The sequence below is a fragment of the Sphingobium sp. EP60837 genome, from assembly GCF_001658005.1.
In the GTDB taxonomy this organism is placed as follows: Bacteria; Pseudomonadota; Alphaproteobacteria; order Sphingomonadales; family Sphingomonadaceae; genus Sphingobium; species Sphingobium tyrosinilyticum.
Genome location: NZ_CP015986.1, coordinates 2,069,044 through 2,081,857 on the forward strand (window position 1 = coordinate 2,069,044; position 12,814 = coordinate 2,081,857).

A 12,814-nucleotide genomic window follows, 5' to 3' on the forward strand; every position below is an offset into this window, starting at 1 on the left:
AAGGTCGGGAAGTCCCCTGACCCGCTCGGGCAGGGGACTATCATGAACGACGTTCAGACCTACGCCTTCGGGCGAGGGGAATCGCAGACACCACAGATGCTGTCGGGGCTGGACCGGCTGGGCGAAAAGCTCGGCCGGCGTTTGCGCGCCCTCATCGAGCCGATCTCCGGCGTCCGCCCGCATGTCGGCGTGGCCGATGCGCGGGTGCTGGACTTCGCCACCTGGTCGGCTGACGTCCCGGCCTTCACCAGCATCGGCGTCTATCGCATCGCGCCGCTCAAGGGGCAGATGCTGCTGCGCATCGATGCGGCCATGATCTCGACCCTTGTCGATTGCTTTTATGGCGGCCTTGGCAACCGGCCGCTGCCCGCGCGCGGCGAGTTCACGCCGACCGAAGATCGGCTGATCAGTCGCATCTCCGAAGGGCTGATTGCCCGCCTCGTCGATAGCTGGGCCGACATCCTGCCGCTGGAGCCGGGGCTCATCATCCGTGAAGCCGGCATCGGTTTCGCCTCTGCGGCTCAACCCGGCGAGCAGATGGTGCTGCAACGCTTCATGCTGAGCATCGCGCGCGATCAGGAATGGCCCATCGACCTGCTGTTCCCGCTGTCCTCGCTGCGCGCCGTCGAGCCGCTGATGGGGGCCAAGGCTCCAGCCGACGAGGAGCGCACCGATCCGATCTGGCAAGCCCGCGTCGCCAACCGCATGCGCGACATCCGCCTGCCTGCCCGCACCGTGCTGGCGCGGCCCAATCTCTCGCTCGCCGACCTCATGCAGTTGAAGGCCGGCGATATTATTCCGGTGACCATCAGCCGCAGCCTGCCGCTGATCGTGGGGGACCGCATCGTCGCCCATGGATCGATCGGCGACCAGGACGGCCGCGCCGCATTCCAAATAGAAAAGCTTTCACAAGGACCTGAACAATGAGCGACATGAGCGAAGCGCCCCGTATCGACGGCTTCGGCGATGAAGGGGGCAGCCGGATGGCGAACAACCGCCAGTTCCGCCTGCTGGCCGACATTCCCGTCCGCATGTCCGTGGAGGTCGGCTCCACTTCGCTCCGTCTGGCGGAGGTCATGGATCTGGCGGAAGGCAGCATCGTGGAACTGGATCGCCAGGCCGACGATCTGCTCGACATCATGGTCAATGGCGCGCTCATCGCGAAGGGTGAAGTGGTGACGGTGAATGGCCGCTATGGCGTCCGCATCGTCGATATCGCCGCCGCCGAAAGCCGCCTTGCCGGGGTCGAACGGCGCGGTTGATCGCGCGGTTCGCGCTTTTCCCTTGCTGCGCGCCGATCTTTCTGATTCGGAAAGACGATTAACCATCATTGCGGACTGCGCCCCATGTTCTGGTATTTCGTCAAACTGCTGATCCTGTTGCCGCTTGTTGGCGGAATGGCCTTCGGCGCGCTCTGGCTGTGGCGCAAATATCAGCCCGGCATGATGGCGGGCCAGGACGGCCGGTCGCTCAAAATGCTGGAGGCGCTGCCGCTCGGCACCTTCGGCAAGCTCGCCGTCGTCGAGTTCGAGGGCAAGAAGATCCTCCTGTCCGTCACCCGCGGCCGGATCGAAAAGATCGCGGAAGGCGATCCCTATCGTGCCGGGCGCTGAGATTTCCATGTCCGTTCGCGCCGTCCGAATGAGCCAGCTGTCTCTATCGAATGTCGAAGCGCGCACCCTTCGACACGCTCAGGGCGAACGGAAGTGGGTTGTTTGGGCGGTTGTGATTGCGGCCGTTGCGCTGCTTTCCTGCCTCCTTCATGCCACCCCCGCTCTGGCCCAGGCGGCCGCGCAGGCTGCTCCTACCGCACCTGTCGATAATGGCGGCGCGCTGACCCGCGCCATGGGCCAGATTTCGGGCGACGGCCGTTCGCTGTCGCTGTCCTTGCAGATACTCGTCCTCATGAGCTTGCTGTCGGTTCTGCCGTCGCTCGTGCTCATGATGACCAGCTTCACCCGTATCATCATCGTCCTGTCGCTGCTGCGCCAGGCGCTCGGCCTGCAACAGACGCCGCCCAATCAGGTGCTGGTCGGCCTCTCGCTGTTCCTGTCGCTGTTCGTGATGCGGCCAGCCATCGACCAGATCAACGCGCAGGCATTCGATCCCTATGGAAAGGGTCAGATCAGTGTCGAGGAAGCGGTCGGCCGGTCGGGTAAGGTGCTGCACGGCTTCATGACCAAGCAGACACGCGAGACGGACCTCAAGCTGTTCGCCAACCTCGCCGAAGCGCCCGCCTTCCGCTCGCCTGCCGACATTCCCTTCTCGATCCTGCTGCCCGCCTTCGTGACCAGTGAGCTGAAGACCGCCTTCCAGATCGGCTTCATGATCTTCCTGCCATTCCTCATCATCGACCTTGTCGTCGCCTCCACGCTGATGGCGCTAGGCATGATGATGTTGTCGCCGACGATCATTTCCATGCCGTTCAAGCTGCTGCTGTTCGTGCTGGTGGATGGATGGGCGCTGACGATGGGGTCGCTGGCTGGGTCGTTTGCGACATGATGGGAAACCGACCCTCCACCCTCGTTCGTGCTGAGCCTGTCGAAGCACGCGCGCGCCGTTGGCTTCGCCGCCCTGACGGGTCGATGGGCTCAGGGCGAACGGGGCGAGGCGTTTAGCCCATGGACAATGCCGACTTCTTCATGGGCCTCGCCCAGCAGGCGCTCTGGATCACGGCGCTCGCTGCGGCGCCCATCCTGATCCCTGCGCTGATCGCGGGCGTACTCATCGGCATGGTGCAGGCCGCCACCTCGATCAACGAACAGACGTTGAGCTTCATTCCCAAGATCATCGTCGTGGGCGCGATGCTGGTGCTGTTCGGCGGATCGATCCTGGTCCTGATCGCCGATTTCACCCGCGAGATATTCGAACGCATCCCGGACCTGCTCCAATGATCGCACCGGGCTTCGCGAATGTGGAGACGCAGCTGTGGATCTGGCTAATCGCCATGATCCGTCCCGGCGCGGCCTTCATCGCGGCGCCCGTATTCGGCGCCCCCGCCGTGCCGCTGCCGTTGCGCTTCATCCTCTCGCTCGCCCTTGGCCTTGCCGCGCTCAACAGCGTCACCATCCAGCTGCCGCATGACGGCGTCGCCAGCTTTGAGGGCATCATGATGGTGGCGGGCGAAGTGCTGGCCGGGCTCGCAATGGGCTTTGCGGTGCAGATCGGCTATGCCGCCGCCTTCGTGGCGGGCGAGACGATCGGCAACGCCATGGGTTTGAACTTCGCCGCGATGGTCGATCCGTCATCGGGTCAGGCGACGCAGGCGGTGGGGACCTTCCTCTCCATTCTCGCCACCTTCCTGCTGCTGGGTATGGACGGCCATCTGATGCTCGCCAGCTTCGTGGTGCAAAGCTACAAGGCGATGCCCCCCGGCGGCGCAATGATGAGCAACGATGCGGTGTGGCATCTGGTCCAGTTTGGCGGTTCGCTCCTCGGCGCGGGCGTCACCGTGGCGCTGCCCGTCGGCTTTGCGCTGGTGCTGGTGCAGATCATCATGGGCATGCTTGCGCGTAGCGCGCCCTCGCTCAACCTCTTCGCGGTGGGCATGCCCGTCGCGGTGATGGCGGGCCTCATTTTGCTGGCCATTGCCGCGCCAGTGATGGGGGAGGGACTGACCGCTGCGCTCAAGGCTGGGCTCGACCAGGCTCAGTCAATCGCGGAAGGGCGCTGAACCATGTCCGGCAGCAACGGTGGCGGCGAAAAGACCGAAAAGCCGACCCAGAAGAAATTGGAGGATGCCGCCAAGAAAGGCGACATCCTCCAATCCAAGGAACTGGCGACGGCGCTCGTCGTCATGGCGGGCATCGGCTGGATCGCGGTCACCGGACCGTCGGTCGTCGAATCGCTGTCCCAGATGCTGATCGAAGCGCTGCGGTTCCGGCGCGAGGACATCATGGATTTCGCCCCGGCTGCGCGTGGCATGAGCCTGCTGACCGGCATTGCCTTGCCGGTTGGCGGCATATTGCTGGCGACCACGCTCGCGGCGATCGCCGGGCCGGCGATCCTGGGCTCGTTCGGTTTCCGTCCCGGCGCCTTTGCGCCCAAGGCATCGAAGCTCAATCCAGCCGCTGGCCTCAAGCGCATCTTCGGCATTCAGGGCCTGATCGAACTGATGAAATCCATCGCCAAGGTGGCGCTGTTGGGATCGATCGGGGTCTGGCTGATCTGGGACCGGCTGACCGCCATCATCGGCCTGGGGTCGTCGGGCCTTGCCCCGGCCATGTCCGACCTCGGCAATATGTTCATCATGACCTGCCTGATCATGGCGGGGGGGCTGTTCCTGATCGCCGGTATCGATGTGCCCGCGCAAATCATGCAGAGGTCCAAGCGGCTCGCCATGAGCAAGCAGGACATCAAGGACGAAAATAAGGAAAGCGAAGGCTCGCCCGAACTGAAGGGCCATATCCGACGGCGCCAGTTCGAGGTGCTGAGCGGATCGACGCGCAAGGCGGTAGCCGAAGCCAGCGTCATCATCACCAACCCGACCCATTTCGCCGTCGCCCTGCGCTACAAGCCCGGTCAGGATACCGCGCCGGTCGTGGTGGCGAAGGGATGCGACGCGATCGCCGCCGCCATCCGCGAACTGGCGGACCAGAATGGCGTTACCGTCCTTCAATATCCCGATCTGGCTCGCGCCATCTATTTCACCTCGCGGGCTGGGCAGATCGTCAATGAAGGGCTCTATATGGCGGTCGCCACCGTGCTGGCCTTCGTCTTCCGGGTCGAAAACCGGATGGCGGGCGAGATGGATCGGCCCTTCATCAATGTGCCCGACGATCTGCGCTTCGACGCGGACGGACGGAAGGTCTGAAAAAAAGCATCAAGGTGAACTAAATCTTAGGCATCGCTGACCGTAATATCTTCACGGGGACGCATTAGGATGGTGCGTCATGAACGAATATGTTTCGCGGAGCGACTTAACGCAGGTTGATCGGGCTAAGGCCCGTGCGCCTTCGGCCGTGCCCGCGGTCCAGCCGGTAACAGCGCAGCAAGGCGTCGATCCGCATGCGGGCAAGCCCCATGAAGGCGAAATCGGCGCAGATCTTTCGGAAGATGATCTCGCCAGCGCCGCGGAATATGCAAAGGTGCATGCCAAGGTCGCCGATATTCTCGCGGACCTGCGCTCGGCCGCCAGCGCCCCGACCATTGAAGGCGCAGAGGCGGAACTCCAGTCACTGCTGCCCGCACCGATCATTCTGGTTCCGTTGCCGCCCGCATCCAGGGAAGCCGTCGAAAGCGCGGTGATGCTGGGCAAGCGTATCGCGGAGCAGGCGAGCTACGCCCATGCGGCGCAGGCGCATCTGAAGCGTGGGACCGTCGATCAGCTGCTTTCGACCGGGAACTGAGTAAGATCGCCTGTGCGGGCGATCTTTCTTAACCATCAAAATCTTTCCTAAAGGTCTTCGCCCTAGAGCCGTTCTCACTTTCGAAAGGACGGATGATGACCTCGGTAAGCGGCAGCATAGCGACGGCCCTCGGCATTGGATCGGGTATCGACACCAGCGCGTTGGTCACCAGCCTGGTAAGCGCCGCGCGCGATCCCAAGCAGAAGGTCATTACCGACCGGCAGACCACCAACAATGCCAGGATTTCGGCGCTGGGGTCTGCCTCCAGTTCGCTCGACACCTTCGCCGATGCGTTGAACAGCCTGCTCGCCGGAACGGGGTTTGCCGGCTCGCCTGCCTCCAATGATCCCAGCATCGCCGCCGTCAGCCTGCTGCCCGGCGGCGTGCCAAAGCTGCCTGCCCAACTTGAAGTGCGGCAGCTCGCCGCCGCGCAGACGATCTCATCCGCGCCGGTGGTGGGGGCGACTGCTTCCACGCAGCTTGGTGCGGGCAGCTTTTCGCTGAAAGTCGGCGCAGGCGCGGCAGTGCCGATCACGCTTGCGGCCAACGCCACCTATGCCGACCTCGCCGCCGCGATCAACGCAGCCGGGACGGGCGTCACCGCCAGCGTCATCACCGACAACCAAGGCACGCGCCTCGTCATGAAGGGCGCGACCGGCGCGGCAAACAGCTTCACCTTCACCAACACATCGGCGAGCACGGCGCTCGACGCCTTCACCTGGGACGGCGCGACCGGCGGCATGACCCGCCAGGTCCAGGCCAAGGACGCGATCATTCTGCTCGACGGCGTCGAGCAACATTATTCCAGCAATACGGTCGATACGGCCATCGCCAACCTGCGCATCGACCTCAACAAGGCTGCGCCCGGCACCAGCGTGACGCTCGCCTCCACCGAGCCGACTACGTCGATGCGCGACCTGATGGTCGAGTTCGTCGATGCCTACAACACGCTGATGAAGGCGCTGAACAGCGCGACGGCGAAAGGCGCGGATTCGTCCAGCGCAGGCGTGCTGAACGGCGAAGCATCGATCCGCGACATGAAGCGACAGCTGTCGCAGATGACCTCCACGGTTCTCGCAACCAGCGGCACTTACAAGACGCTGTCCTCCATAGGGGTGAGCACCAACCGCGACGGCACGCTGAAGCTGGACACCGAAGCGCTCGACAAGGCGCTGGTCGCAGACGCCGCCGGCATCACCCAGATGCTCAATCCGGCGGTCAAGTCGGACACGACGCCGGGCCTTGCGGGCCTCATGGACAGCGTCCGTGACAAGATCCAGCAGAAGGACGGGCCGCTCGCCACGGCGAAGGCAAAATATGAAAAGCTGGGCGATGATCTGAAGGAGCAGCTCGACAAGCTCAATGATCAGATGACCGATTACCAGGCGCAGCTTTCCAAGGTTTACACCGCGATGGAGAAGCGGCTTTCAGCGTTCAAGGCGACACAGACCTATCTTGAGCAGCAGGTCGCCATGTGGACCAAGAGCGATAATTGATAATAGGGGTCAGATAAGATGTTCTACTCTCAGGGTTATGCAGGCGCCAACGCGGCGCGCCGTTATGCGGCGGTGCATTCGGGCAGCCGGATCGAAGGCGCGACGCCCCATGCGCTGGTCAAGGTGCTGTTCGACGAACTGCTGATCGCGCTGGAAGCCACCGCGCTCGCCGAACGGAATAACGACCGCCTCAAGGTTTCCGATAAGCAGGCGCGCGCCATGTCGATCCTGATCGCGCTCGAATCCAGCCTCGACTTCGACAAGGGCGGCGACATCGCCACGGGGCTCGCCCAAATCTACCGCGAAGCCCGCCGTCTGCTGTTGCTGAGCGCCAAGGAGCGTTCGGCCGAACATGCCGAGCAGGCCCGGGACATCATCGCCGAGATTGCCGACGCCTGGAACCAGATCGCGTAGGGGCGCCTCAACCTCCGTTCATTTCGAGCGCAGTCGAGAAATCGGGCGGAACTCTAGGGGGGAAGACAGGCTTTCAGCAGACTTGCACCACCCCGGCGGCGCTAGTATAGGCGACGCTCGCAAAGGGCGGCCCGGCGGGGGCCGCCTTTTTGCGTTTTGGAACTTTTTGCATCAGCCCAGCGAAGGGAGGGCCACCATGTCGATTACGCCGCTCATGCCCGTTTACCCCCGGTGCGATGTCCGCCCGGTGCGAGGCGAGGGCTGCTATCTGATCGGCGAGCGTGGCGAACGCTATCTCGATTTCGCCAGCGGCATCGCGGTCAATCTGCTCGGCCATGGCCATCCCAAGCTGGTGAAGGCGATCGCCGATCAGGCTGCGACGCTGATGCACACGTCGAACCTCTACGGCATGCCGCTGGGGGAGAAGTTCGCGCAGCGGCTGGTCGATACGACCTTCGCCGACACGGTCTTCTTCACCAATTCGGGCGCGGAGGCGGTCGAGTGCGCGATCAAGACCGCGCGCCGTTACCATTATGCCAATGGGCAGGCGCACCGGCACAAGATCATCAGCTTCGACAATGCCTTCCACGGCCGGACGCTGGGCACGATTTCCGCGACCAGCCAGCCCAAGATGCGCGACGGCTTCGAACCGCTGCTGCCCGGCTTCACCGTGGTGCCGTTCAACGACCTTGAAGCGGCCACCGCGGCGGTCGATGACAACACGGCCGGTTTCCTGGTCGAAACCGTGCAGGGCGAAGGCGGCGTGACGCCCGCAACCCAGGAGTTCCTCTCCGGCCTGCGCAAGCTGTGCGACGAACAGGGCATGCTGCTGATCCTCGACGAAGTGCAGTGCGGCTATGCCCGTACCGGCACCTTCTTCGCCTATGAGCAATATGGCCTGACGCCCGACATCATGGCCGTCGCGAAAGGCATCGGCGCGGGCTTCCCGCTTGGCGCATGCCTCGCGACCGAGGAAGCGGCCAAGGGCATGGTGTTCGGCACTCATGGTTCGACCTATGGCGGCAATCCGCTCGCCATGGCGGTGGGCATGGCCGTGCTGGACGAAGTGCTGGGCGACGGCTTTCTCGACCATGTAAACAGCATCGGCGCGCGCCTGCGCTCGGCGCTGGAGCAGCTCATCCCCAACCACGACATGTTCGAAGATGTGCGTGGGCTTGGCCTGATGCTCGGCGTCAAGCTCAAGGATGATGTGGATTCGCGTAGCTTCGTGGCGCATCTGCGCGACGATCACGGGCTGCTGACGGTCGGGGCGGGCCAGAATGTCGTGCGTATCCTGCCACCGCTCGTCATCGATGAAAGCCATGTCGCCGAATGTATCGAAAAGCTGTCCGCCGGTGCGCGCAGCTTTGCGGAGGCGGCCGCGGCCTGAACAATCGCCGTTCGTCCTGAGTAGCCATTGAGCCTGTCGAAATGGCGTATCGAGAGACTGGGTTTGTGAATGCTTCGATACGGGCCTTCGACAAGCTCAGTCCCCCTCAGCGCGAACGGGGGTGATGAAAGGGGATATCCCTATGACCAGACATTTCCTTAACCTGTCCGACGCCGGCGGCGATGCTCTCGCCGCCATGATCAGCGACGCCATCGACCGCAAAGCCGTGCGCAAGGGTTTGCCCAAGGGCAAGGCCGACGCCGACGCGCCGCTCGCAGGCCATACGCTGGCGATGATCTTCGAGAAGAACTCGACCCGCACCCGCGTCAGCTTCGACATGGCGATCCGCCAGCTTGGCGGCACGTCACTTATCCTCGACGGCGCGACCAGTCAGCTCGGCCGGGGCGAAACCATCGCGGACACCGCGCGCGTCCTCAGCCGCATGTGCGACATGATCATGATCCGCACCGATGATCATGGAAAGATCGAGGAAATGGCCCGCCATGCGACCGTCCCGGTCATCAACGGCCTGACCGACCTGTCCCACCCGTGCCAGATCGCCGCCGACCTTCTGACAGTGGTGGAGCATGGCCTGGCGCTGCCGGGAAGCCAATGGGCATGGCTGGGCGACGGCAACAATGTGCTTCACTCGATCATAGAGGCCGCGGGCCTGTTCAAGTTCGACGTCCGAATCGCCGTGCCCGAAGGCTATGAGCCCGATCACGCCTTCATCAAGGAAGCGCAGGCGCTGGGCGCAGGCATCACGCTCACCCGAGATCCCGTTGCCGCCGTCGCGGGCGCCGATGCGGTCGTTACGGACACCTGGATTTCCATGGGCCAGGCGCATGCCGACGAAAAGCTGAAGGCGATGATGCCCTATCAGGTGACGCCCGAATTGATGGCGAAGGCGAAGCCCGGGGCAAAGTTCCTCCACTGCCTGCCCGCCCACCGTGGGGAGGAAGTGGTGCCCGGAGTGATCGATGGCCCGCAATCGGTGATCTGGGACGAGGCGGAAAACCGTATCCATGCGCAAAAGTCGGTTCTGCTCTGGGCTGCGCACCGCCTCGGTTGAGTTTCGGATGACGCGTCTTATCTAGAGCGGCAACTGACGAGACCGCCTATCCGCAGTCGTCATGTTGAACATGTTTCGCTGCGCTGACCTGCGGTTCGGCATGACGGTTCTTCGTAGGATTCTCGCGCCCGATGGATTTTTTACAATCGCCCTTTGCGGGGTTGAATGGAGCCTGACTTGAACTCGACTACTCATATCGACCAGGCCCTGGGTTTCACCATCCCCTCGCGCCATGCGCGCGGCCGCATCCTGCGCTTGGGCCCGGTGCTCGACGATGTGCTGGCCGCGCACAGCTACCCGCCCCCGATTGAGCGGCTGCTCGCCTCAGCGCTGGTTCTCGCGGCATTGCTCGGCTCCACGCTCAAGGATGTGGACGGACAGCTGACGCTCCAGGCGCAGACCGAAAATGGCGTCGTCAGACTGCTCGTCGCTGATTACAAGGGCGGCGAAGTGCGCGGTTATGCCAAGTTCGATGCCGATCGGCTGGCCGAACTTGGCCCCGATCCGACGCTGTTCGGCCTGTTCGGCAAGGGCTATCTGGCCATCACCTTCGACCAGGCGGTGACCGGCGAACGCTATCAAGGCATCGTGCCGCTCGACGGCGATTCGCTGGCTGATGCCGCGGAACATTATTTCTTCCAATCCGAACAGATCCCGAGCGTCGTGCAGATCGCTGTTCGTCACGAAGCTGGCCAGGGCTGCTTTGCCGCTGGCATGATGCTCCAGCATTTGCCCGAGGGCGAGGTCGGCCGTGAACGGTTGCACACCCGGCATGATCATCCCGAATGGGAACATGTGCAGGCGCTGGCCGTGACCCTCAAGGACGAGGAACTGACCGACGAAGCCCTGCCGCTGACCGACATCGTCTGGCGCCTGTTCCATGAGGAAGAGGCGGTGCGCGTCACCGAACCTGTCGATCTGACCAAGGGTTGCCGCTGCGACCTTGCCCATATCCGTAGCGTCATCGGCCGCTTCCCGGCGGAAGAACGTGCGCAGATGGCCGATGAGCAGGGCGTCATCGGGGTCGATTGCGCCTTTTGCTCGCGACTCTTCCCGGTTTCGCTGGACAGCTTCATGCAAGGCTGACAGGAATTTATTGCGATTTCGGAACAGCTTGATGCGCCTGCGGGGGCTGGCGTTATCAAATAGCCGTGATGAGGTGTATGGAGGCTAGGGAAGCTACCATGCATGCGGCAAGCTGCTCCGGAGTTCGCGATGAAAGACGGGGGCTATCGAATGACGACAGGTCTGCACGCCTTGCGCGTGGCCGTTACGATGCTGATCGCCGCATCTCCGACCGCGTCCCAGGCACTCTCCGCGCCACCGCTCAAGGGGCTTGAGCCGGGCGAATGGGAATTGCGTGAACGGCCGGAGGAAGGGGAAAGGGGCGGCGTCCGCAATATCTGCCTTGCTGACATGCGGCAGTTGATCCAGCTACGCCATGCCCGCAACAGCTGCAAAAGGCTGACGGTGGACGAAAGCGCGAAACGGCTGGCGATCAGCTATGACTGCGCCGGCGCGGGCGGAGGACGCACTGACATCCGGATCGAAACGCCGCGTCTGGTGCAAATCCGTTCGCAGGGCGTGGCCGACGGCGCGCCTTTCTCCTTCAGCATGGAAGCGCGGCGGATCGGCGCCTGTCACTGACCCGACGACTTGCGCCGAGCCGTTAGGGGCGGTAGCGCGGGCCTATGGCTGCCAATAAAGGGAAATTCGCTGTCGTCCTGTTGTCGGGCGGGCTCGACTCGATGGTCGCGGGCGGGCTCGCCCGCGAGGCGGGCTATCATGTCTTCGCGCTGACGATCGATTATAACCAGCGGCATCGTGTCGAACTGAGCGCGGCGGCCCGTGTCGCCTCGGCACTGGGCGCGATCCGCCACATCGTCCTGCCGCTCGATCTTACCGCTTTCGGCGGCTCTGCGCTGACGGCGGACATATCAGTGCCCAAGGGCGGCGTCGGCGCGGGAATCCCCAACACCTATGTACCCGCTCGTAACACCATCTTCCTGTCGCTGACGCTAGGTCTTGCCGAAGTGTCGGGCGCCAATGACGTCTTCATCGGCGTCAACGCCCTCGATTATTCGGGCTATCCCGACTGTCGGCCAGAATTTATCGACGCCTTTCAGAAGATGGCCGCGCTCGCGACCAAGGCCGGGGTGGAAGGACATCCTATCCGCATCAATGCGCCGCTCCAGCATATGAGCAAGGCCGATATCGTCCGCGAAGCCCATCGCCTGGGCCTCGATGCCGGGATCAGCTGGTCCTGCTATGATCCTGCCCCGAACGATCAGCATTGCGGCCTATGCGACAGCTGCCGCCTGCGGTCCAAGGGGTTCGAGGAGGCTGGCCTGCCCGATCCCACCCGCTATGCGGCAAGGCCGTAAGGGGCAGGGCGGATGACCTATGCCGTCAAGGAAATGTTCCTGACCCTTCAGGGCGAAGGAGTGCATAGCGGCCGCCGCGCCGTCTTCCTGCGCTTTGCCGGATGCAATCTCTGGACCGGCCGGGAAGAGGACCGGCGCAAGGCTGTTTGTCAGTTCTGCGACACCGACTTCGTCGGCACCGATGGCGATGGCGGGGGCAAGTTCGCCGATGCTGCATCGCTGGCCGATGCTGCGCTCGCTTTCTGGGGTGAAGGGGAGGAGGGGCGCTATATCGTCCTCACCGGCGGCGAGCCGATGCTGCAGATCGATGACGCCCTAATCGACGCCCTCCATGCCCGCAGCTTCACGATCGCGATCGAAAGCAACGGCACCATCGCCGCGCATCCGGCTATCGATTGGGTCTGCATCAGCCCCAAGGCGGGCAGCGAGGTCGTTCAGCGTAGCGGCAACGAACTGAAGCTGGTCTGGCCGCAGCCGGGCGCAGGGCACAGCCTCGCCGATGTGCAGGCGATGGAAGGCTGGGCCTTCGATCATCTGCTGATCCAGCCGCTCGACGACCCGAACGCCACCGCCAACATGCAGGCCGCCATCGACCTGGTGATGGCCCGCCCGCGCTGGCGCCTAAGCCTTCAATCCCACAAATATCTCGGGCTGCGCTGAAGCCCGCCTGTCCCCGACCTCCGTTCGTTTCGAGCGAAGTCGAGAAACAA

16 protein-coding genes are annotated in these 12,814 nt (G+C 63.6%); all 16 read left to right on the forward strand.

Annotated features, from left to right (window positions below; all coding sequences use genetic code 11):
* Nucleotides 1-42: 42 nt before the first annotated feature.
* The 16 genes from EP837_RS10005 to queE all read left to right on the forward strand — a co-directional run bounded on the left by EP837_RS10005 (nt 43) and on the right by queE (nt 12,764).
* Entirely contained in the window at nt 43-927 is an 885-nt protein-coding gene (locus EP837_RS10005; RefSeq protein WP_066527000.1) for a flagellar motor switch protein FliM, read from the forward strand.
* Entirely contained in the window at nt 924-1,262 is a 339-nt protein-coding gene (gene fliN, locus EP837_RS10010) for a flagellar motor switch protein FliN (RefSeq protein ID WP_066527001.1), read from the forward strand. The genes EP837_RS10005 and fliN overlap by 4 nt, the downstream gene beginning before the upstream one ends.
* An 84-nt stretch (nt 1,263-1,346) precedes the next feature.
* Nucleotides 1,347-1,613 (forward strand): FliO/MopB family protein, encoded by a 267-nt coding sequence (locus EP837_RS10015; RefSeq protein WP_021236401.1) that lies wholly within the window; start codon nt 1,347-1,349, stop codon nt 1,611-1,613.
* Between the two features lie 7 nt (nt 1,614-1,620).
* Complete coding sequence (fliP, locus tag EP837_RS10020) at nt 1,621-2,502, forward strand: flagellar type III secretion system pore protein FliP (protein ID WP_225870534.1); 882 nt, start codon at nt 1,621-1,623, stop codon at nt 2,500-2,502.
* A gap of 119 nt (nt 2,503-2,621) precedes the next feature.
* Nucleotides 2,622-2,894: a flagellar biosynthesis protein FliQ gene (gene fliQ / locus EP837_RS10025; protein WP_066527003.1), complete on the forward strand. Its 273-nt coding sequence runs from the start codon at nt 2,622-2,624 to the stop codon at nt 2,892-2,894.
* Nucleotides 2,891-3,673 (forward strand): flagellar biosynthetic protein FliR, encoded by a 783-nt coding sequence (gene fliR, locus EP837_RS10030; RefSeq protein ID WP_066527006.1) that lies wholly within the window; start codon nt 2,891-2,893, stop codon nt 3,671-3,673. Before fliQ ends, fliR begins: the two co-directional genes overlap by 4 nt.
* Nucleotides 3,674-3,676: 3 nt before the next feature.
* The gene (gene flhB / locus EP837_RS10035) at nt 3,677-4,813 is read left to right on the forward strand and encodes a flagellar type III secretion system protein FlhB (RefSeq protein WP_066527007.1); all 1,137 of its coding nucleotides are present in this window, start codon (nt 3,677-3,679) and stop codon (nt 4,811-4,813) included.
* A 79-nt stretch (nt 4,814-4,892) separates the two neighbouring features.
* Nucleotides 4,893-5,348, forward strand: a complete 456-nt coding sequence (locus EP837_RS10040; RefSeq protein ID WP_066527014.1) for a hypothetical protein — start codon at nt 4,893-4,895, stop codon at nt 5,346-5,348.
* Between the two features lie 95 nt (nt 5,349-5,443).
* Entirely contained in the window at nt 5,444-6,844 is a 1,401-nt protein-coding gene (fliD, locus tag EP837_RS10045) for a flagellar filament capping protein FliD (protein ID WP_066529153.1), read from the forward strand.
* Nucleotides 6,845-6,862: 18 nt separating this feature from the next.
* Nucleotides 6,863-7,258, forward strand: coding sequence for a flagellar export chaperone FliS (locus tag EP837_RS10050; protein ID WP_066527015.1), 396 nt, complete (start codon nt 6,863-6,865; stop codon nt 7,256-7,258).
* A 196-nt stretch (nt 7,259-7,454) separates the two neighbouring features.
* Nucleotides 7,455-8,648, forward strand: a complete 1,194-nt coding sequence (locus EP837_RS10055) for an aspartate aminotransferase family protein (protein WP_066527016.1) — start codon at nt 7,455-7,457, stop codon at nt 8,646-8,648.
* A gap of 142 nt (nt 8,649-8,790) precedes the next feature.
* Complete coding sequence (gene argF / locus EP837_RS10060; RefSeq protein ID WP_066527017.1) at nt 8,791-9,720, forward strand: ornithine carbamoyltransferase; 930 nt, start codon at nt 8,791-8,793, stop codon at nt 9,718-9,720.
* A 177-nt stretch (nt 9,721-9,897) separates the two neighbouring features.
* Nucleotides 9,898-10,806, forward strand: a complete 909-nt coding sequence (hslO, locus tag EP837_RS10065) for an Hsp33 family molecular chaperone HslO (RefSeq protein WP_225870535.1) — start codon at nt 9,898-9,900, stop codon at nt 10,804-10,806.
* A 150-nt stretch (nt 10,807-10,956) separates the two neighbouring features.
* Nucleotides 10,957-11,367, forward strand: a complete 411-nt coding sequence (locus tag EP837_RS10070; RefSeq protein ID WP_066529154.1) for a DUF3617 domain-containing protein — start codon at nt 10,957-10,959, stop codon at nt 11,365-11,367.
* A gap of 44 nt (nt 11,368-11,411) precedes the next feature.
* Complete coding sequence (gene queC / locus EP837_RS10075) at nt 11,412-12,104, forward strand: 7-cyano-7-deazaguanine synthase QueC (protein WP_066527025.1); 693 nt, start codon at nt 11,412-11,414, stop codon at nt 12,102-12,104.
* A gap of 12 nt (nt 12,105-12,116) precedes the next feature.
* Complete coding sequence (queE, locus tag EP837_RS10080; protein WP_066527029.1) at nt 12,117-12,764, forward strand: 7-carboxy-7-deazaguanine synthase; 648 nt, start codon at nt 12,117-12,119, stop codon at nt 12,762-12,764.
* Nucleotides 12,765-12,814 lie beyond the last annotated feature (50 nt).

Excerpts from the sequence above, each read along its gene's own strand:
- EP837_RS10040 (WP_066527014.1), top strand. The coding sequence starts at position 4,893 with ATGAACGAATATGTTTCGCGGAGCGACTTAACGCAGGTTGATCGGGCT.
- fliQ (WP_066527003.1), top strand. The coding sequence starts at position 2,622 with ATGGACAATGCCGACTTCTTCATGGGCCTCGCCCAGCAGGCGCTCTGG.
- argF (WP_066527017.1), top strand. The coding sequence starts at position 8,791 with ATGACCAGACATTTCCTTAACCTGTCCGACGCCGGCGGCGATGCTCTC.
- EP837_RS10050 (WP_066527015.1), top strand. The coding sequence starts at position 6,863 with ATGTTCTACTCTCAGGGTTATGCAGGCGCCAACGCGGCGCGCCGTTAT.
- EP837_RS10070 (WP_066529154.1), top strand. The coding sequence starts at position 10,957 with ATGACGACAGGTCTGCACGCCTTGCGCGTGGCCGTTACGATGCTGATC.
- fliN (WP_066527001.1), top strand. The coding sequence starts at position 924 with ATGAGCGACATGAGCGAAGCGCCCCGTATCGACGGCTTCGGCGATGAA.
- EP837_RS10055 (WP_066527016.1), top strand. The coding sequence starts at position 7,455 with ATGTCGATTACGCCGCTCATGCCCGTTTACCCCCGGTGCGATGTCCGC.
- flhB (WP_066527007.1), top strand. The coding sequence starts at position 3,677 with ATGTCCGGCAGCAACGGTGGCGGCGAAAAGACCGAAAAGCCGACCCAG.
- queE (WP_066527029.1), top strand. The coding sequence starts at position 12,117 with ATGACCTATGCCGTCAAGGAAATGTTCCTGACCCTTCAGGGCGAAGGA.
- fliD (WP_066529153.1), top strand. The coding sequence starts at position 5,444 with ATGACCTCGGTAAGCGGCAGCATAGCGACGGCCCTCGGCATTGGATCG.
- EP837_RS10015 (WP_021236401.1), top strand. The coding sequence starts at position 1,347 with ATGTTCTGGTATTTCGTCAAACTGCTGATCCTGTTGCCGCTTGTTGGC.
- fliP (WP_225870534.1), top strand. The coding sequence starts at position 1,621 with ATGTCCGTTCGCGCCGTCCGAATGAGCCAGCTGTCTCTATCGAATGTC.
- queC (WP_066527025.1), top strand. The coding sequence starts at position 11,412 with ATGGCTGCCAATAAAGGGAAATTCGCTGTCGTCCTGTTGTCGGGCGGG.
- EP837_RS10005 (WP_066527000.1), top strand. The coding sequence starts at position 43 with ATGAACGACGTTCAGACCTACGCCTTCGGGCGAGGGGAATCGCAGACA.
- fliR (WP_066527006.1), top strand. The coding sequence starts at position 2,891 with ATGATCGCACCGGGCTTCGCGAATGTGGAGACGCAGCTGTGGATCTGG.